Consider the following 18,997-nt stretch of genomic DNA (forward strand, 5'->3'; position numbering starts at 1 on the left):
ATGAGCGGAAAGGAATATAGGAAAGTGAAGGAAGCTTTTCAAAGCAATTGGATTGCGCCGCTAGGACCATTTGTCAATGAGTTTGAGCATGTTGTAGCAGGCTATGCGGGGGTCAAAGCAGGAGCGGCTCTGTCTTCAGGAACAGCTGCGATTCATCTGGCTTTAAAACTAATCGGTGTACAAAAGGGTGAAGTTGTTTTTTGTTCATCATTAACTTTTGTTGCGAGTGCGAACCCCATTTTATATGAACAGGCGGTGCCGGTTTTTATAGATTCTGAAAAGGATACGTGGAATATGTGTCCACAAGCCTTAGAGAAAGCCTTAATTGAAGCAAAACGGCTGGGGAAAAAACCACGTGCAGTCATTGTTGTTCATTTATATGGACAAAGTGCCAAAATGGATGAAATTGTGACCCTTTGTGAAGCATATGATGTTCCGATTATTGAAGATGCTGCTGAGTCGCTAGGCTCGACGTATAAAGGACGAAAAAGCGGCTCAATAGGCATGTTTGGAGTATATTCTTTTAATGGAAATAAAATCATTTCGACCTCAGGAGGCGGAATGCTTGTGAGTGACGATGAAGAGGCTATTGATCGATGCCGCTTTCTTGCTTCACAAGCAAGAGAACCCGCTATGCACTATGAGCACGAAGAAATAGGCCACAACTATCGAATGAGCAATCTATTAGCAGGTGTTGGAGTTGCTCAAATGGAGGTATTGGACGAGCGTGTTAAAGAAAAACGCCGTATCTTCGGACGATACAAAGGAGCTTTATCCACAATGGAAGGGATTCATTTCATGCCAGAGTATCAAGAAACCAAATCCAACCGCTGGCTGACCACGATAACCATCGATCCTGCTCTTCATATTTGTCCTATGGAGATCATAGAAGCTTTAGAAAAAGAACATATTGAAGCAAGACGAGTGTGGAAGCCGCTGCACCGTCAGCCTCTCTTCCGGGATTGTCCATTCTATACAACCGCTCCAGAGGTGCCTGAATCAGAATTATTATTCCAAACAGGTCTCTGTCTGCCTTCAGGGACAAGTATGACAGAATCACAACAGGAGCGCGTCATTGACATGTTTCGTTACTTTTTGCAAAAAAATCAATCTCATAACAGTAGCTTTCCTTCCTTGCACCTGTAAGGTTGTTCAATTAGCGTTCACGCCTAGTTGGCACAATCTTTTCTTTTATCATTTATACAGTGGGGCAATCTGGACTCTTGATGATGCAAAAATCAAGGCTGGATCAGCACTCTTCATGCTTGACAAAACACCCTTTGCTATCATGACAAAGGGTGCTTTTTTCAATTCATCTCGCATTCATGTCTCTTTTCACCTGTTGATAGGCTTCATCAAGGTTTTGAATTCGTTTCAATACGACGGCATTTTTGGTCAATTGATCTTGTACAAGTGTTGATACAACAGAACGGTAGTAAGCATTCATCGCATGAATCTTGTCCTCATGCTGATTCATTGCAATATGTTGTTTCAAGTTGTCAATAAAGTATGGAACGGAAAAAAGTTCAGACATGGAAATCACTCCTCTTTCGTATATACGGTCCATCAATCTTCATGTAAAATGATAAGAGGGAGGGGAGACAATGAGCCTTAAACTGCAACAAGAACAGGTATTAAAGCAGGTGCTGACACAAGAACTCATGCAGGCCATTACACTGCTTCAATTGAATCGTGCAGAGCTGAACGAGTACATTGATCAGCTATCACTTGAGAACCCTCTAATTGAGCGGAAAGACACGGACAGCTATCAACCAGTTTATCATAAAAGATCACAAGAACGAATGACAGAACCGTATAGGACGCATCAAAAAGAAAGTCTGCAAATGTATTTAAAAAGACAGTCACTTGATCTGAAATTGAGTGAAAAGAAGCAAAAAATCTTTCAATTTATGATTCATTCCATTGATTCAAATGGTTATTTGAATGAACCGATTGACGTCATGGCAGATGTATTAGAAGTTTCGGCTGAAGAAGTGGAAGCTGTTCTTCACCAGCTTCAATCTTTAGACCCTGCCGGTATCGGTGCAAGATCACTGCAAGAATGTATCCTTCTTCAACTGAGAAGAAAGCAACAACGCTGGTGTGAAGCGGAGCATGTCATTGAAGAGCATTTCTTTCTCTTTGCAAGAAAGGCTTGGAAGGAGATTGCGGCGAAAACAGGTTTTTCAATGCAGACACTCCAAGCCATTCAAGATGAGGTTGCGTTACTTGAACCAAGACCAGGTCTCCATTTTTCTGATGAAGAACAGCATATTTATATAGAGCCTGATGTGTATATCTCTGTTGTTCAGGATCAAATTACATTTGAGCTGAATCAGCGTGCCTTTCCTCATATTGAGCTGAACGAAGGGTACCTAGCCATGATTCAAGACAAAAAGCGGCATGATGCATATGCTTATTTAAAGGAAAAGTACCAGCAGTACAATTGGCTTGTTCAAGCGCTCAAACAGCGGAAACAAACCATGTCAAATGTCGTTCGTGAGATTATCTCACATCAGACCGATTTTTTCCTGACAGGAAAACATAAAATGAAACCGCTTACTATGAAGCGAATAGCGGACATATTGCATGTTCATGAGTCGACAGTCAGCCGAACGGTAAAAGGGAAGATGGTTCAAACCCCTTATGGTTTAATGGACATGAAACAATTTTTCCAGACAAAACTTGAAGGACATACATTGGAAGAGGCTTCTAGCTACACAGTAAAGACACATATCGCAGAGCTTATTCAAACTGAAAACAAGAAAAAGCCGTACTCCGATCAGCAGATGATGACCCTGCTCCAGAAAACCTTCGGCATCCATGTATCACGCAGAACAATTGCAAAATATCGAGAACAAATGAATATCCCGTCATCAATGATGCGAAAACGCTATGATTAAAAAGAAGCATGCGCCAGAAAAGAGGTCGTGCTTCTTTTTTTCATGAAATAAGTGGTCTGAAGCTTTCTTGAAAGGGATATGTGAAAGTCTGATCAGAACTTTTGGGTTAAAGTATATTGTAGGGCATGAGCCAAAAATGATAGACAACAGTGATGAGGTGTAACCAATTGAAATATAAACAAATAAAAACGAAGAAAATATATGAAGAAATTGCGGATGCAATCGCAGAGTCCATTCGTACAGGTGATCTTCTTCCAGGAGAAAAATTAGATTCGGTTCAAGCGCTCTCTGAAAGCTTTCGAGTCAGTCGTTCCGCAGTAAGAGAAGCGTTATCCGCGCTGAAAGCGATCGGATTAATCGAGATGAAACAAGGGGAAGGCACTTATGTGAAGCGGTTCGATCCTGATCAACTCACATTTTGTGTATCTCCAGCGTTTCTTATGAAGCAAAAAGATGTGGCGCAGCTTCTTGAAGTCAGGTCAATGATTGAAACGGGTGTCGTCAAAAAGGCGGCCTTACTTCGGACTGATGATGATCTTGATCGCTTGCGTGAGGCGCTTGAACAAATGAAACAGGCAGAAGTGCAACAAGAAATTGGTGAGAAGGCTGATCTCGCTTTTCATCATGCCTTAGCTAGAGCCTCTCAGAATGATCTGCTAAAAGCATTAATGAATCAGGTCTCGACACTCTTAGTTGAAGCAATGCGAGAAACGAGAAAAGTTGTGTTGTTTTCGCAGCAAGTCTCGATTCGGCAGCTTTACAAAGATCACGAAAAAATATACCAAGCTGTCATTGCCAAGCAGCCAGATGAAGCTGAAAAAGCGATGATGACACATTTGGAAAATGTAGAAAGACTGCTGAGTGATGTTCTGCAAGAGCCGATAGGGTAACAAGATACACAATAAGCTGTACCGTAAAAGGGCACAGCTCTATTTTTGACGAGTAATATTTAATTTTTTCATTCGATATTGCAGACTTTGCCTGCTCATGCCCAATATCCTTGCAGTCTGTGAAATATTGTCGTTCATTTTCTCTAAGTAATGGACGATGTACTGTTTTTCAAATCGCTCCATTTGGGTTTGAAAGTCAGCCGTATGTTCCGAGCTTGTATAAACAAAGGTGTCTGCAGCCGCTGTTTGAAGCGGAGGATTCGCTGTTATGTGGGCGACAGAACGATTTTCCCCCTGCTTGCATCGAAAGTGATATGGGAGGTGATGCAAACTTAAGTATGCTTCGTCCATCATCATATTCATCCCAGCTTCGATCACATGCTCCAGCTCTCTTACATTGCCTGGCCAATGATAAGTTTGAAAAAGAGCGAGTACCTCGTCGTCAGCCGCCTTCACATTCATTTGAAACAGCTCATTATACTTTTGAATAAAATGCCTGACAAACGTTGGAATGTCTTCTTTTCGTTCAGAAAGTGGCGGGATAAATAAGGTAACGACCCCTAATCGATAAAATAAATCCTTTCTCAATCGTCCGCCTGCGATCGCATCCACAGGGTCTTCATTCATATTAGCAATGACCCTGACATCAATGGTCACTTCGTTTGTGCTACCTAGTCGCCTCACACTTTTTTCCTGCAACACACGTAATAGTTTCGCTTGAAGAACAGGGTTTAATGAATTGATTTCATCTAAAAGCAGTGTACCTCCCTGTGCCTGTTCGAATAGACCTGGCTGATCAGTGGCACCAGTAAAAGCACCCCTTTGGGTACCGAATAAGAGGCTTTCAATCAAGTTATCAGGCAGTGCGGCACAATTTTGGGTAATAAATGGTCCAGAGGAGCGGCTACTGCCATTATGAATGCTTTGGGCAAATAATTCTTTCCCCGTTCCTGTTTCACCAACAATCAGCACATAGGAAGAGGTGCGAGTGGCTCGTTTTGCATGTTCAATGACTTCTTGAAACGCAGGATTTTCCCCAATAATTGAATCAAATGTAAAGCGTGTATTGCCTTTTTTCTTCATATTGTGTTGAATGAGCCGTTCTAATTTTGTTACATCATTAGAGATTTCGACCGCTCCTTGGATGAGACCATCTCGAACAAGCGGATATGTATGATTGATGGTCGTGATTTCTTTTCCGTTGTAATTATGATACGTCTGTTTTGCGTGGACGGTTTGTTTGCCTGTTCGAAGTGCTTGTACAAGCGTGCTGTGCGTCTCGTCTTGAAAAACGAAGAAATCTAATACATTCTTATGGAGAACATCAGAGCGCTTTAATGATTCAATTTCCATCATTTTTTTATTATAAACAATGGTATTGCCGTTCTCGTCAATGGCATGGACACCGACATCAATTAAATCGAGCATTTTTTTATACAGATCAATTTCATTTTCCAGCTTTGCTAACTGATTTTCTTTAGCCATGGGTTCACCTCCAAACCATACGTTTATTGTACATGAAAAATTTTGCGGTTTGCTATAAAAAATTGGCACATGCAAAATAATTTTGCATGTGGGTGGCAATTTACATCTTGCCATGAAGCGATGAAAAAGTTGGCACAATCCTTGCATAACATATGAGTGAAGACTTTGTAGAAGGAGGATAAAACATATGACACAAACAAATAAGTTGATTCAACAAACAGAACAATATGGTGCTACTAACTATCATCCATTGCCAATTGTGATTTCAGAGGCAGAGGGTGTTTGGGTCATTGATCCTGAAGGGAATCGATATATGGATATGCTTAGTGCATATTCTGCTGTGAACCAAGGGCATCGCCACCCGAAAATCATAGATGCATTAAAAAAACAAGCAGATCGAGTGACACTCACATCGAGAGCTTTCCATAATGATCAGCTCGGTCCATGGTATGAAAAAATTTGTCAGCTTACGAACAAAGAAATGGCACTGCCAATGAATACAGGAGCAGAAGCTGTTGAAACAGCTGTCAAGGCAGCAAGACGCTGGGGTTATGACATCAAGGGAATCGAAGAGAATTGTGCTGAAATCATCGCTTGTGTGGGGAACTTTCATGGGCGTACGATGACAGCCGTTTCACTTTCTTCTGAAGCAGAATATCAAAGAGGCTTCGGTCCAATGCTTCCAGGGATTAAGCTTGTTCCTTATGGAGATATTGACGCATTGCGTGAAGCCATTACTCCGAATACAGCAGCTTTTCTCATTGAGCCAATACAGGGTGAAGCGGGGATCGTGATGCCGCCAGAAGGTTTTTTGAAAGAAGCGAAGGCTCTATGTGAGGAGCAGCATGTCTTATTTATTGCTGATGAAATCCAAGTGGGGTTAGCGCGAACAGGGAGAATGTTTGCGTGTGACTGGGAAGAGATAGAGCCAGATATGCTGATTCTCGGAAAGGCATTAGGCGGCGGTGTATTCCCTATCTCATGTGTGGTGGCAAATCGCGATATTTTAGGCGTGTTTAATCCTGGGTCTCACGGTTCTACATTTGGAGGGAACCCGCTTGCCTGTGCGGTGTCGATTGCTGCACTGGATGTCATAATAGAGGAGAAGCTTGCAGAGCGGTCATTTGAGCTTGGTCAATATTTTCAAGACAAACTGTCACATCTTCAAAGTCCTGTGATAAAGGAAGTACGCGGACGTGGATTGTTTATTGGAATGGAGCTGACAGAAGCCGCTAGACCATATTGTGAAAAGCTCAAACAAGCAGGACTGTTATGTAAAGAAACACATGGTACAGTGATTCGTTTTGCACCGCCGCTTACCATTTCAAAAAAAGAATTAGATTGGGCGCTTGGCAAAATTGAAGCATTGTTTCAAGCAGAGGCTTTGTAAAGGGAGATGACCTGTTATTCTCCCTTTTTCTTAAAGGACATGGCGAATTTTGTCAAAGAATGATTAACGATGAGAATAGAAGACGGAAAGTGGGGAAATGGATTGAAGCCAGAACAGCATAGTGAACTTGAGCGTTCCATGAAAAGCAGACATCTATTTATGATTGCATTAGGCGGTGTCATAGGAACAGGTCTTTTTCTTGGATCAGGATTGATTATTCATCAGGCAGGACCAGGAGGAGCAATTCTTTCTTATATCATTGGCGGCCTTTTGATGTATTTGGTGATGCTCTGTCTCGGTGAACTAGCGGTCGCAATGCCAACACCAGGTTCATTTCAAGAGTATGCTACCAAGTATATTGGACCGTCTACAGGCTTTATGATTGGATGGCTCTATTGGTTTAGCTGGGCATGTACGATTGGATTAGAGTTTACTTCAGCGGGTATTTTACTACAAAGGTGGTTTCCTGATATTCCTGTTTGGTTTTGGTGTCTTGCGTTTAGTGTGATTTTATTTGCCATCAATGCGGTATCAGTGAGGAGCTTTGCTGAAACGGAGTTTTGGTTTTCAGCCATCAAAGTTGGCGCCATCTTATTGTTCATTATTGTTGGAATTGGCGCAATTTTTGGAATGATTCATTTGAAAGGCGGAGAACCCGCTCCTCTATTTCATCATTTGACAGATCATGGCGGTCTTTTTCCTAACGGAGTTTTTGCTATTTTATTAACTATGGTGACTGTTAACTTCTCTTTTCAGGGAACAGAACTAGTAGGAATCGCAGCAGGGGAGAGCGAAAGCCCAGAGAAAACACTGCCAAGATCCATTCGGAATATTGTTTGGAGAACGATGCTCTTTTTCGTCTTATCAATTGCGGTTCTCGCCGCACTTCTCCCTTGGCAGACAGCAGGATCAATTGATAGTCCGTTTGTGGTGGTGTTAGACAAAGTGGGTATACCTTATGCCGCAGATATCATGAATTTCATTATCATCACAGCCGTCTTATCTGTAGCGAACTCTGGTTTATATGCATCATCTCGAATGCTTTGGGCGCTTTCTAAAGATGGAAAAGGCCCTGCCTTTACGAAAAAATTGTCCAAGCGTAAAATTCCCATCAATGCCCTATTGGTGACAATGGGTGTTTCAGCTCTATCACTGCTCACAAGTGTAGTGGCGCCAAAAACTGTTTATGTGTGGCTTATTTCCATTTCAGGAATGGTCCTTGTGGTCGTGTGGATGTCCATCTGTCTGTCCCAGTATTTCTTTAGAAGACGATTCATAAAAGAAGGAGGAGATGTGAAGAATCTCGTCTTCCGTACACCGCTGTATCCATTTGTTCCATTGACAGGCTTTATCTCCTTTGGGATTGTTCTTATCAGTTTATTTTTTATTGAGGATCAGCGAATCGGTCTGTATTGCGGGATTCCGTTCATGGCAGTTTGCTACATCATTTATTATGTCAAAATCAAACCGAAGCAACTGGCTGAAGAACAAGACATCATCTCTAAAATATGAGCAGGCTGATTCATTCAGCCTGCACTTTTTCAATGCGTTTTCATGATCTTATATAAAAGAAAAATATTTTTTGAAAATGAAACACATCGCCAGAACCTTGAAGACAAGTAAGCAGACGGTGAAAATGTGTCTGTTTTTTGTTTAGATGTGTTTGTAAGAGTTGAAAATACAAGATGTTCCTGTTAAAATGATGAAAGAAAGCAGGGATTGATTTTTTTTGGCTGTGGCGGGACGTTTTTTGTCACAGTGGGACGTTTTTTGTCCAATGTGAAAAGAAAGGGTCGTTAGCCATGAATCATTTATTGGAAGCTCAAAAAAAATTATTGCCAGATCTTCTTGCTGTTATGCAAAAACGCTATGACATTTTGCAGTACATCAGGTTAGCTGAACCAATTGGGCGCAGAAGTCTTGCAACGAGTCTTGGTATCAGTGAGCGCATCTTAAGAGCAGAAGTTCAATTCTTAAAAGAACAAAACCTATTAGATGTCAAAACAAGCGGTATGATGCTGACAAGTGAAGGTCATGCTTTGCTAGAAATGCTAGAAGAAATGATGAAAGACGTTTTAGGTTTAACCTTTTTGGAAAATGCACTAATGAGAAAGTTAGGCCTAGAAGAAGTGATCATCGTTTCTGGCGACAGTGACGAATCCCCGTGGGTGAAGCAAGAAATGGGAAGAGCCGCTGTGCAATGTATGAAAAAAAGGTTTACTGGAAATAATATCGTCGCCGTCACTGGCGGGACGACGATGGAAGCCGTTGCCGAGATGATGACCCCTGATGCTAAAAACCGTGACATGATGTTTGTCCCTGCACGAGGTGGTCTTGGAGAGAATGTAAAAAATCAGGCAAACACCATTTGTGCCCACATGGCAGAAAAAGCTTCCGGTACTTACAAGCTACTATTTGTTCCAGGACAGCTATCAGAAGGTGCTTACTCTTCTATTATTGAAGAGCCGTCAGTCAAAGAAGTGCTTCAAACGATTAAATCATCTACGATGCTGATTCATGGGATCGGTGAAGCAAAAACAATGGCGATGAGACGTAACACACCAGTTGAAGATTTAAAAAAGATTGATGAGCATGATGCAGTGACAGAAGCCTTTGGCTATTACTTTAATCGTGATGGTGAGGTTGTACACAAAGTTCACTCCGTTGGCATGCAGTTAGATGACTTAGAAAGCATTCCACACATCATTGCCGTTGCAGGTGGATCATCAAAGGCAGGAGCCATTGAAGCTTATTTCAAGAAACCCCGCCGAACGGTTCTTGTTACAGATGAAGGAGCCGCAAAAGAGTTATTAAGGGAGTCAATTGATCCCTCAATATAAAAATTTTTGTTACTTATAAAAGGAGGAAACATCATGGCAGTAAAAGTCGGTATTAACGGATTTGGACGTATTGGACGTAACGTATTTCGTGCAGCATTAAACAATCCTGAAGTTGAGGTAGTAGCAGTTAACGACCTAACAGACGCTAACATGCTAGCACACCTTTTACAATATGACTCTGTTCACGGAAAACTAGATGCAGAGGTTTCTGTAGACGGTACAAACTTAGTAGTGAACGGCAAAACAATTGAAGTATCAGCTGAACGCGACCCTGCAAAATTAAGCTGGGGTAAACAAGGCGTAGAAATCGTTGTTGAATCTACTGGATTCTTCACAAAACGTGCAGACGCTGCAAAACACTTAGAAGCTGGCGCTAAAAAAGTCATCATCTCTGCACCTGCTAACGAAGAAGATATCACAATCGTTATGGGTGTAAACGAAGACAAATACGATGCAGCTAGACACGATGTCATCTCTAATGCGTCTTGTACGACAAACTGTCTCGCTCCATTTGCAAAAGTACTTAACGATAAATTTGGTATCAAACGCGGTATGATGACAACTGTTCACTCATACACAAATGACCAACAGATTCTTGACCTTCCGCATAAAGACTATCGTCGTGCTCGTGCAGCGGCGGAAAACATCATCCCAACATCTACAGGTGCTGCAAAAGCAGTTTCACTTGTATTGCCTGAATTAAAAGGCAAATTAAACGGTGGCGCAATGCGTGTACCAACACCTAACGTTTCTTTAGTTGACCTTGTTGCTGAATTAAACCAAGATGTAACAGTTGAAGACGTCAATGCAGCACTGAAAGAAGCGGCTGAAGGAGAACTTAAAGGAATCCTTGGATACAGTGAAGAGCCATTAGTGTCTAGTGACTACAATGGTAATGCGAACTCTTCTACAATTGATGCTCTTTCTACAATGGTGATGGAAGGCAGCATGGTGAAAGTGATCTCTTGGTATGACAATGAGAGTGGATATTCTCACCGCGTAGTGGATCTTGCAGCTTACATTGCAAAACAAGGACTTTAATTTCTCGGACTGAAGGAACTCACTTGGTTCTTTCCTGGAGACACGATATAATGAAGACGGACAAGGGAAGGGGAAGCATCCCTTTCCCTTTTTCTCTGTTTTGATCTGTTCTGCACGATTTCTCGTTTTGATGAGGGCGAAATGGGAAAAGGATAAAAAGAGATTAGTCCAAAGTGTAAGGAAACCAGAATAAAGGAGGATCTCCTGACGAGCATGAATAAGAAATCAGTAAAAGACATTGACGTAAAAGGTAAAGTTGTTTTCTGCCGCGTAGACTTTAACGTGCCAATGAAGGACGGAGAAGTTACGGATGATACTCGAATCCGCGCTGCATTACCAACAATTAAGTATTTAACAGGACAAGGCGCAAAAGTACTACTAGCTAGTCATTTGGGTCGTCCGAAGGGTCAAGTAACTGAAGAGCTTCGTCTGACACCTGTTGCAAAACGTCTGCAAGAACTTCTTGGACAAGAAGTGAAAAAAGCAGATGAAGCATATGGCGACGAAGTAAAAAAGCAGATCTCTGACTTAAAAGAAGGAGACGTGTTAGTACTTGAAAATGTTCGTTTCTATCCTGGTGAAGAAAAGAACGATCCTGAATTATCAAAAGCGTTTGCTGATTTAGCGGATGTGTATGTCAATGATGCTTTTGGTGCTGCACACCGTGCACATGCATCGACAGCTGGTATTGCAGCATATCTTCCGGCTGTTGCGGGCTTTCTCATGCAAAAAGAGCTTGAGGTTTTAGGAAAAGCTATTTCTACCCCTGATCGTCCATTTACAGCCATTATCGGCGGCGCAAAAGTAAAGGATAAAATCGGTGTGATCGAAAGTCTTCTTGATAAAGTGGACAACCTCATCATCGGCGGCGGACTTGCTTATACATTTGTCAAAGCACTCGGCTACGAAGTTGGGAAATCTTTATTAGAAGAAGACAAAGTAGATCTTGCGAAATCCTTTATGGACCGCGCAAAAGAAAAAGGCGTGAACTTTCTCATTCCGAAAGATGTTCTGGTAGCCGACGATTTTTCAAATGATGCAAATACAAGCATTGTGCCAATCTCTGAAATCCCAAGTGATTTAGAAGCACTTGATATTGGAACAGAGACAAGAGACATGTATGCAGATGTCATTAAAAAGAGCAAACTTGTTGTCTGGAACGGGCCGATGGGTGTATTTGAAATTGATGCATTTGCCGAAGGAACGAAAGCAATCGCAGAAGCACTGGCAGAAGCGAAAGATACATATTCTGTCATTGGCGGTGGAGACTCAGCAGCAGCAGTTGAAAAATTTGGTCTTGCCGATAAAATGGACCATATTTCAACAGGCGGCGGTGCTTCACTTGAGTTCATGGAAGGCAAAGAACTTCCAGGTGTTACTGCATTAAACGATAAATAAGACCAAAACTGCTATAAGGAAGTGTCAATCATGAGAAAACCAATTATAGCTGGGAACTGGAAAATGAACAAAACGCTTGGCGAAGCTGTGAGCTTCGTTGAAGAAGTGAAGTCATCTATTCCATCTCCTGACAAAGTGGAATCTATTGTCTGTGCACCAGCGCTTTTCCTTGAAAAGCTAAACAGCCTTTCAAACGGAACAAATCTAAAAATTGGTGCACAAAATATGCACTTTGAAGAAAACGGTGCGTTCACTGGTGAAATCAGCCCTGCTGCTCTAAAAGATCTTGGCATCGGCTATTCTGTCATTGGACATTCAGAGCGCCGCGAATACTTCGCTGAAACAGATGAAACAGTGAACAAAAAAGCACATGCAGCATTCAAGCATGGTATCGTTCCTATTATTTGTGTAGGTGAAACGCTTGAAGAACGAGAAGCGGGTAAAACGAATGAGCTTGTTGCTGACCAAGTGAAAAAAGCACTAGCTGGTTTAACTGAGCAGCAAGTGGCTACATCCGTTATTGCATATGAACCAATCTGGGCTATCGGTACAGGTAAATCTTCTACAGCGAAAGATGCAAATGATGTTTGTGCGCACATTCGCCAAACCGTCGCAAGCGAATTTGGTCAAGAAGCGGCAAACAGCCTTCGCATTCAATATGGCGGAAGTGTGAAGCCGTCGAATATTAAAGAATATATGGCACAATCCGATATTGACGGTGCTTTGGTTGGTGGCGCAAGCCTAGAACCTCAGTCTTTCGTTCAGTTATTGGAGGAAGGTCAATATGAGTAAAAAACCAGTTGCATTAATCATCTTAGATGGATTCGGTTTAAGAAACGAAACCGTAGGTAACGCTGTTGCGCAAGCAAAAAAACCGAATTTTGACCGCTACTGGAATGAATTCCCGCATCAAACCTTAACGGCATCAGGTGAGGCAGTCGGCCTGCCAGAAGGTCAAATGGGTAACTCTGAAGTTGGACATTTGAACATTGGCGCAGGGCGCATTGTGTATCAAAGCTTAACAAGAGTGAATGTGGCTATCCGTGATGGGGAATTTGAGAAAAATGAAACGTTCCTAGACGCAATGAATGATGCCAAGCAAAATGACAAAGCCCTTCATTTGTTTGGTCTTTTGTCAGATGGTGGTGTACACAGCCATATCCAGCATCTATTTGCATTGTTGAAACTAGCGAAAAAAGAGGGCTTAACAAAAGTATACATTCATGGTTTCTTGGACGGACGTGATGTTGGTCAGAAGACTGCGAAAAAATACTTAAAGCAACTTGAAGAACAAATCAAGGAAATTGGTGTCGGTGAAGTCGCTACACTTTCTGGGCGCTACTACTCAATGGACCGTGACAAACGCTGGGATCGTGTGGAAAAAGCGTATCGTGCGATGGCGTATGGTGAAGGTCCAAGTTATCAAAACATCTATGATGTCATTGATGACTCGTATGAGAATGGAATCTATGATGAATTTGTGATACCATCTGTCATTACAAGAGAAAATGGTGAGCCTGTTGCGAAAGTAAACGATGGAGACTCTGTGATTTTCTATAATTTCAGACCAGACCGTGCGATCCAAATTTCAAACACTTTTACAAATGAAGATTTCCGCTCATTTGACCGCGGAGAAGCACATCCGAAGCATTTACACTTCGTCTGCTTTACACACTTTAGTGAAACGGTCAATGGCTATGTAGCTTTCAAACCAGTGAACTTGGATAACACAGTTGGAGAAGTCATTTCTCAAAATGGATTGAAACAATTGCGTATTGCTGAAACAGAGAAATATCCTCATGTCACTTTCTTTATGAGCGGGGGACGTGAAGAAGCATTTCCTGGAGAAGATCGCATCCTGATCAATTCACCTAAGGTAGCCACCTATGACTTAAAGCCGGAAATGAGCGCATACGAAGTGAAGGATGCACTTGTTAAAGACATCAATGCCGATAAGCATGATGTGATCATTTTGAACTTTGCTAACCCAGATATGGTTGGTCATTCAGGTATGCTTGAACCAACGATTAAAGCAATTGAAGCAGTGGATGAGTGCTTAGGAGAAGTAGTCGACGCTATCCTAGCGAAAGGTGGACATGCCATCATTACGGCAGACCATGGTAACGCAGACGTGCTGATTACCGAAGAAGGGAAGCCGCATACTGCACATACAACAAACCCTGTCCCAGTGATCGTGACGAAAAAAGGCGTGACTCTAAGAGAGGGCGGCATTTTAGCAGATCTGTCTCCAACACTTTTAGACTTACTCGGTCTTGAAAAGCCAAAAGAAATGACAGGAACATCATTGATTCAAAAATAACAAATTGATTCAAAAGGAGAGAAATAAACATGCCATACATTGTTGACGTATATGCACGCGAAGTATTAGACTCTCGCGGGAACCCAACAGTTGAAGTAGAAGTATACACAGAATCTGGCGGCTTTGGTCGTGCATTAGTTCCAAGTGGTGCCTCTACTGGTGAATATGAAGCAGTAGAACTACGTGACGGAGACAAAGACCGTTACCTTGGAAAAGGTGTTCTAACCGCTGTAAATAATGTAAATGAAATCATCGCACCAGAGCTTTTAGGCTTTGATGTAACAGAACAAGTGGCGATCGACAAATTGTTAATCGAGCTTGATGGAACAGAAAACAAAGGGAAATTAGGCGCAAACGCTATCCTTGGCGTATCCATCGCTGTTGCACGTGCGGCTGCTGATTTCTTACAAATTCCACTTTACCAATACCTTGGTGGATTCAATTCCAAAACGCTTCCAGTTCCAATGATGAACATCGTAAATGGTGGGGAGCATGCGGATAATAACGTAGACATTCAAGAATTTATGATTATGCCTGTAGGTGCTCCGAACTTCCGTGAAGCACTTCGCATGGGCGCACAAATCTTCCATAGTCTAAAGTCTGTATTAAGTGCTAAAGGTTTAAACACAGCTGTAGGTGACGAAGGTGGATTTGCTCCAAACCTTGGTTCAAACGAAGAGGCTCTTCAAACCATTGTAGAAGCGATCGAAAAAGCTGGCTTCAAACCAGGTGAAGAAGTGAAACTTGCAATGGATGCTGCATCTTCTGAATTCTATAACAAAGAAGATGGTAAATATCATTTATCAGGCGAAGGTGTTGTAAAAACATCTGCTGAAATGGTTGATTGGTATGAAGAATTGGTATCGAAATACCCAATCATCTCTATTGAAGATGGTCTTGATGAAAATGACTGGGAAGGTCACAAACTATTAACTGAGCGACTTGGCAGCAAAATTCAGTTAGTAGGAGACGACTTATTCGTTACAAACACGAAGAAACTATCTGAAGGTATTCAAAATGGTGTCGGTAACTCAATCCTCATCAAAGTAAACCAAATCGGTACATTAACTGAAACGTTTGATGCAATCGAAATGGCAAAACGTGCAGGATACACAGCAGTGATCTCTCACCGCTCTGGTGAAACAGAAGACAGCACAATTGCGGACATCGCCGTTGCAACAAACGCTGGACAAATCAAAACAGGTGCTCCGTCTCGTACGGACCGTGTGGCGAAATACAACCAATTACTTCGCATTGAAGATCAATTGGCTGAAACAGCACAATACCACGGCATTGAGACTTTCTACAACTTGAATAAGTAATGCTATGACACTGGGACTAGCTCTTTTATAGAGTGGGTCGCAGTGTTTTTTTATTTCTATACGATTGATCTAGCTGACATGAGAATATTTCGGTTTTGCTTCGTTTGCTATATCCTTTTTTTGTCAAATCTAATGCTTCTGTCAGATGAGAAGCCGAATACACGCCAATTTTATAAGAAATAAATCATGAAAACATTTCTAAAAATATGATCATAAATAAACTTCTGTTAACTGTATAAAGATGGTATCGTTTTACATAAATTAGGGGGTGATGAGATGGTGAATCCTTTTAGTCTTCGTTTTCCAGTAGGCGTGTATATGTATGTACTCCAACTATTGGCGAACTATAATGAAAGGAAAGAGCGCATTCTATCTTCTAAGAATGTACAGAAAAACTCATTTTGGATTTATATCCTAGTGGCCATTTTGGGAATCGTGTCTGTTGCAACACTGATTTGGGCATGTAAAACGTTTGGAAAAGGCGCTAAATTTTTAGGTGAATTCAAGTTTTTAGGCATGTACATTAAAATCAAATGTGGTTACTAACAAGTGAATGTAACAGATGACCATACTGTGAGGTTTGGTCATTTGTTATGACTGAAACAAATGGAGGATACGATGCTGACATTACAATTAACACAAAAAACATATAGCCGTACCTTCACGCTCAATGACATTCAATTGGATGTGGAGAAAGGGCGCATTACCCTTCTTTTAGGTCATAATGGTGCAGGGAAGACGACGATCATCCAAACGATGTTTGGGCTGACGCCGTTTGTGGGGCACGTCTTATTGGATGGAGAACGTATGAACTTCCAATCATCGGCTCATATTGCTTCTTTTAAAGAGCATGTTTCCTATATTCCTGACGATCACGCCTTGTTCGATTATTTAACACCGAGAGAATACTTTCATTTACTCCAGATGCCGAGTGATCAAGGAGTAAAACGAGAGGAAATGTTCGTCGATCTTTTTGAGCTTAGCGCCTATATGGACCAGCCAATTGCACAATTATCTCATGGCAATCAAAAGAAAACACAAATCATCTCACAGCTCCTCAGACCATGTGATTATTATGTGTTCGACGAGCCAACGAACGGACTTGATCCAGATATGATGATTATATTAAAAAAGGTGCTCATGAAATTACGAGATCAAGGTGCAGGCATTCTCATTTCGACACATCATTTGAGCTTCGGGGAGACGCTTTTTGATCAACTTATGATTTTAAGGAATGGCGAATTGATGCTGGATATGACCCGTCAAGAAACGAGTGAGACGTTTCCTCATCAGTCGCTTGAAGATATATATAAAGAAGTGAATCGAGACTACTATATGCAGGTGGAGAGGTTGCTCAATGATTTGGACACTACGCGTTCTTCATAAAATAGAGTGGGGCATGCTGACAACGAAACTAAAGCAAATCGGAAGGAAATATCCTTTACAGCTTCTCGCAGCAGCCATTGGTTTATTGCTGATGTATTCAATGTATGTGGTCATGAGTTTGCGTTTTTTCATGCAAACAGGGGAAATTGACCCAAGTGCTTTATATTTCCAGTTTGTGAAAATGACGCTTTTATTATTGAGTGTAGGGATTGTTTTTTCCCGCAATAAAATGAAGCGTAAGGAATATCAATTCTTTTTTTTGAACAGTGCGATTCGTAGTATGTCATTTGTTGTTTGTGTTTATTTTTTTCCGATTCTGTTTTGTTTCATCATTCTTGGTCTGCTTTTTTTACCGATTTTATTAGGGCTGATCATTAGTGAGGTACCGTTTTCAATGTATTGGCTCACTGTAGTAAGTGTAACTTGCTGTATATTGAGTATGTATACGCTTGCTTCATGGATGACCATTCGGGTTGGCATGAGTCGCTTGATATCGAAAACAAAAGAACATTTGCTGCTGCATACGATCGGATTTGTTGGATTGATTGCTTTGCTGATTGTCCTCTTTCAAAAAGCAATCGAGCTGATCCCAACGCTGCCTTTCGTCTATCTCATGTTTCTTTTGCTCACTTTTTGCTCGGGCTGGTTATGGCTGCATGGTCTGTCAGACAGCTATGTGAATCGAACGTTTTTACAGCTAAAAGTAGAGGTGAAACAATGTTCATATCGGAAAATCAGAACAGATTCCGCATTTTTGTCTCATCTTCGGCAAGAGTTTGCTTATTTTTGCCGATCTGCTGTCTTTAAAGAACAAGGCATTCTATTTTTGTTCCTCGTTTTTTTCACGTTTGCATTACAATTTGTTTTTACCCCAACAGAAGCTGGGTGGCTATACGCCTTTATCATTCAGTTTGCACTAAAGGAAATATTCATTATGCTTCCTCTGATGATTGGCAGGGAGTATCATATGAATCGTCAAGCAATTTTTATGTTAAATGCTTCAAAGGGCGCTTATTTATTGGCAAGGATCTTCTTTTATTACGGAATCAATCTGCTGACATACTTTGTCTATATTGGGCTTGTTTATTTGTTGATAGGCATTGAAAGTGAGGGACATGGACTGTCGAGTTTGTCCATTTTATTGATCACTGTCATGGCTGCATGTATTGGATTTGTTGTGAACATTAACGAGTTTAATAAAGTGTTTGTGATCCTTACAATGATTGCTGTGTTCAGCTTCATTGATATGCTTTTACTAGAGTGGCTTTCAGCGAAAATTCACTTGCTTGTATTCGCGTATGTCTTTGGTTCGTTCGCTTTGATCAGTTGTATGTATGCTGTTTTGTTAAAGAGGCCTGTTCTAAGATGAAGGACCTTCTTATCAGTTTGGTAGCAGTTGTGCTCATTCATGAACTGGGTCATATACTGATGGTGATGGTGTTTAACAAAGTCGAAAAAAGACCGCTTTTCGATTATTTCGTGTCGGTCGATTGGAAACACGTGTCAATTGTACATGAGAAATTTGCCCGACCGAGCTTTAATTTTTTTGTGGCGCTTGCCGGTCCGGTGCTGCCCGTTATCTGCTCCAGCGTGCTTTTTTCTATTTGGAAGCATTCGTTTTGTCATCTATTGTTGTTCTTTTCTTTACTGAACACCGTGATGCTACATCCAGCACTTCCAGATGGGAGAAATATAACTGACAGTTTAAATGAGATGAAAGGAGAGAAGTAGATGATCAGAGTATTTCATTCTTTTTCTAGTGGTTTAACTTTAGCGATGCTATATGTTTTCGCTGTGTTTATGACACCGGTATTATTGCTTCTATTGGAGGTGAATCATGTTGAATCAAGTCCATCTTTATTTGGAATGCCTTTTTATATCATGAAGATTGAGAATGATCAATTTAGTTCAGAAGCGACGCTATTTGGATGTTTGATCTGCTTTATGGCTGGCGTGCTTCTCTATTTCTTGATTCAGTATGTGATTCATTTGGTAAAGCGTAGATGAAAGAAAAAGCAGACA

The 18,997-nt window shown here is 41.3% G+C and carries 18 protein-coding genes; 16 read left to right on the top strand and 2 right to left on the bottom strand.

Going from position 1 to position 18,997, the window contains the following annotated elements; all coding sequences use genetic code 11:
* Positions 1 to 1,146, top strand: a complete 1,146-nt coding sequence (locus ABVJ71_RS13825; protein WP_353856681.1) for an aminotransferase class I/II-fold pyridoxal phosphate-dependent enzyme — start codon at positions 1 to 3, stop codon at positions 1,144 to 1,146.
* A 166-nt stretch (positions 1,147 to 1,312) separates the two neighbouring features.
* Here ABVJ71_RS13825 and yvfG read toward each other — a convergent pair whose 3' ends face one another.
* Positions 1,313 to 1,534, bottom strand: a complete 222-nt coding sequence (gene yvfG / locus ABVJ71_RS13830; protein ID WP_353854531.1) for a protein YvfG — start codon at positions 1,532 to 1,534, stop codon at positions 1,313 to 1,315.
* 70 nt (positions 1,535 to 1,604) lie between these two features.
* Between yvfG and rpoN the strand changes: the two genes are divergently transcribed.
* Together rpoN and ABVJ71_RS13840 are read left to right on the top strand one after the other, a co-directional pair.
* The gene (gene rpoN / locus ABVJ71_RS13835) at positions 1,605 to 2,903 is read left to right on the top strand and encodes an RNA polymerase factor sigma-54 (protein WP_353854532.1); all 1,299 of its coding nucleotides are present in this window, start codon (positions 1,605 to 1,607) and stop codon (positions 2,901 to 2,903) included.
* 167 nt (positions 2,904 to 3,070) lie between these two features.
* A complete protein-coding gene (locus ABVJ71_RS13840; protein WP_353854533.1) occupies positions 3,071 to 3,793 on the top strand; it encodes a FadR/GntR family transcriptional regulator in 723 nt (240 codons plus the stop codon).
* Between the two features lie 39 nt (positions 3,794 to 3,832).
* Here the strand turns inward: ABVJ71_RS13840 and ABVJ71_RS13845 are convergent, their stop codons facing one another.
* A complete protein-coding gene (locus ABVJ71_RS13845; protein WP_353854534.1) occupies positions 3,833 to 5,278 on the bottom strand; it encodes a sigma 54-interacting transcriptional regulator in 1,446 nt (481 codons plus the stop codon).
* Between the two features lie 178 nt (positions 5,279 to 5,456).
* Here ABVJ71_RS13845 and ABVJ71_RS13850 point away from each other — a divergent pair, with 178 nt between their 5' ends.
* The 13 genes from ABVJ71_RS13850 to ABVJ71_RS13910 all read left to right on the top strand — a co-directional run bounded on the left by ABVJ71_RS13850 (position 5,457) and on the right by ABVJ71_RS13910 (position 18,982).
* Positions 5,457 to 6,668, top strand: a complete 1,212-nt coding sequence (locus tag ABVJ71_RS13850; RefSeq protein WP_353856682.1) for an ornithine--oxo-acid transaminase — start codon at positions 5,457 to 5,459, stop codon at positions 6,666 to 6,668.
* A gap of 69 nt (positions 6,669 to 6,737) precedes the next feature.
* The gene (locus ABVJ71_RS13855; protein WP_353854535.1) at positions 6,738 to 8,180 is read left to right on the top strand and encodes an amino acid permease; all 1,443 of its coding nucleotides are present in this window, start codon (positions 6,738 to 6,740) and stop codon (positions 8,178 to 8,180) included.
* 290 nt (positions 8,181 to 8,470) lie between these two features.
* Positions 8,471 to 9,508, top strand: a complete 1,038-nt coding sequence (locus ABVJ71_RS13860) for a sugar-binding transcriptional regulator (RefSeq protein WP_353854536.1) — start codon at positions 8,471 to 8,473, stop codon at positions 9,506 to 9,508.
* A 33-nt stretch (positions 9,509 to 9,541) separates the two neighbouring features.
* Positions 9,542 to 10,549, top strand: coding sequence for a type I glyceraldehyde-3-phosphate dehydrogenase (gap, locus tag ABVJ71_RS13865; protein ID WP_353854537.1), 1,008 nt, complete (start codon positions 9,542 to 9,544; stop codon positions 10,547 to 10,549).
* 213 nt (positions 10,550 to 10,762) lie between these two features.
* Positions 10,763 to 11,947 (top strand): phosphoglycerate kinase, encoded by a 1,185-nt coding sequence (locus ABVJ71_RS13870; protein WP_353854538.1) that lies wholly within the window; start codon positions 10,763 to 10,765, stop codon positions 11,945 to 11,947.
* Positions 11,948 to 11,977: 30 nt separating this feature from the next.
* On the top strand, positions 11,978 to 12,739 hold the full coding sequence (tpiA, locus tag ABVJ71_RS13875) for a triose-phosphate isomerase (protein WP_353854539.1): 762 nt from the start codon (positions 11,978 to 11,980) through the stop codon (positions 12,737 to 12,739).
* Positions 12,732 to 14,267, top strand: a complete 1,536-nt coding sequence (gene gpmI / locus ABVJ71_RS13880) for a 2,3-bisphosphoglycerate-independent phosphoglycerate mutase (protein WP_353854540.1) — start codon at positions 12,732 to 12,734, stop codon at positions 14,265 to 14,267. The genes tpiA and gpmI overlap by 8 nt, the downstream gene beginning before the upstream one ends.
* A 29-nt stretch (positions 14,268 to 14,296) precedes the next feature.
* Positions 14,297 to 15,589, top strand: a complete 1,293-nt coding sequence (eno, locus tag ABVJ71_RS13885; protein ID WP_353854541.1) for a phosphopyruvate hydratase — start codon at positions 14,297 to 14,299, stop codon at positions 15,587 to 15,589.
* 276 nt (positions 15,590 to 15,865) lie between these two features.
* A complete protein-coding gene (locus ABVJ71_RS13890) occupies positions 15,866 to 16,135 on the top strand; it encodes a hypothetical protein (RefSeq protein ID WP_353854542.1) in 270 nt (89 codons plus the stop codon).
* Positions 16,136 to 16,207: 72 nt separating this feature from the next.
* Positions 16,208 to 16,975, top strand: a complete 768-nt coding sequence (locus ABVJ71_RS13895) for an ABC transporter ATP-binding protein (RefSeq protein ID WP_353854543.1) — start codon at positions 16,208 to 16,210, stop codon at positions 16,973 to 16,975.
* Complete coding sequence (locus ABVJ71_RS13900) at positions 16,947 to 18,344, top strand: hypothetical protein (protein ID WP_353854544.1); 1,398 nt, start codon at positions 16,947 to 16,949, stop codon at positions 18,342 to 18,344. The genes ABVJ71_RS13895 and ABVJ71_RS13900 overlap by 29 nt, the downstream gene beginning before the upstream one ends.
* Complete coding sequence (locus ABVJ71_RS13905) at positions 18,341 to 18,706, top strand: hypothetical protein (protein ID WP_353854545.1); 366 nt, start codon at positions 18,341 to 18,343, stop codon at positions 18,704 to 18,706. The genes ABVJ71_RS13900 and ABVJ71_RS13905 overlap by 4 nt, the downstream gene beginning before the upstream one ends.
* Positions 18,707 to 18,982 carry a hypothetical protein gene (locus tag ABVJ71_RS13910; RefSeq protein ID WP_353854546.1) on the top strand — a complete coding sequence of 92 codons (276 nt, stop codon included), beginning with the start codon at positions 18,707 to 18,709 and terminating at the stop codon, positions 18,980 to 18,982.
* Positions 18,983 to 18,997 lie beyond the last annotated feature (15 nt).

Source organism: Bacillus sp. Bos-x628 (genome assembly GCF_040500475.1).
In the GTDB taxonomy this organism is placed as follows: domain Bacteria; phylum Bacillota; class Bacilli; order Bacillales; family Bacillaceae; genus Bacillus; species Bacillus maqinnsis.

Excerpts from the sequence above, each read along its gene's own strand:
- gpmI (WP_353854540.1), top strand. The coding sequence starts at position 12,732 with ATGAGTAAAAAACCAGTTGCATTAATCATCTTAGATGGATTCGGTTTA.
- ABVJ71_RS13890 (WP_353854542.1), top strand. The coding sequence starts at position 15,866 with ATGGTGAATCCTTTTAGTCTTCGTTTTCCAGTAGGCGTGTATATGTAT.
- ABVJ71_RS13860 (WP_353854536.1), top strand. The coding sequence starts at position 8,471 with ATGAATCATTTATTGGAAGCTCAAAAAAAATTATTGCCAGATCTTCTT.
- ABVJ71_RS13900 (WP_353854544.1), top strand. The coding sequence starts at position 16,947 with ATGATTTGGACACTACGCGTTCTTCATAAAATAGAGTGGGGCATGCTG.
- tpiA (WP_353854539.1), top strand. The coding sequence starts at position 11,978 with ATGAGAAAACCAATTATAGCTGGGAACTGGAAAATGAACAAAACGCTT.
- eno (WP_353854541.1), top strand. The coding sequence starts at position 14,297 with ATGCCATACATTGTTGACGTATATGCACGCGAAGTATTAGACTCTCGC.
- ABVJ71_RS13855 (WP_353854535.1), top strand. The coding sequence starts at position 6,738 with ATGAGAATAGAAGACGGAAAGTGGGGAAATGGATTGAAGCCAGAACAG.
- gap (WP_353854537.1), top strand. The coding sequence starts at position 9,542 with ATGGCAGTAAAAGTCGGTATTAACGGATTTGGACGTATTGGACGTAAC.
- yvfG (WP_353854531.1), bottom strand. The coding sequence starts at position 1,534 with ATGTCTGAACTTTTTTCCGTTCCATACTTTATTGACAACTTGAAACAA.
- ABVJ71_RS13910 (WP_353854546.1), top strand. The coding sequence starts at position 18,707 with ATGATCAGAGTATTTCATTCTTTTTCTAGTGGTTTAACTTTAGCGATG.
- ABVJ71_RS13870 (WP_353854538.1), top strand. The coding sequence starts at position 10,763 with ATGAATAAGAAATCAGTAAAAGACATTGACGTAAAAGGTAAAGTTGTT.
- ABVJ71_RS13845 (WP_353854534.1), bottom strand. The coding sequence starts at position 5,278 with ATGGCTAAAGAAAATCAGTTAGCAAAGCTGGAAAATGAAATTGATCTG.
- ABVJ71_RS13825 (WP_353856681.1), top strand. The coding sequence starts at position 1 with ATGAGCGGAAAGGAATATAGGAAAGTGAAGGAAGCTTTTCAAAGCAAT.
- rpoN (WP_353854532.1), top strand. The coding sequence starts at position 1,605 with ATGAGCCTTAAACTGCAACAAGAACAGGTATTAAAGCAGGTGCTGACA.
- ABVJ71_RS13895 (WP_353854543.1), top strand. The coding sequence starts at position 16,208 with ATGCTGACATTACAATTAACACAAAAAACATATAGCCGTACCTTCACG.
- ABVJ71_RS13905 (WP_353854545.1), top strand. The coding sequence starts at position 18,341 with ATGAAGGACCTTCTTATCAGTTTGGTAGCAGTTGTGCTCATTCATGAA.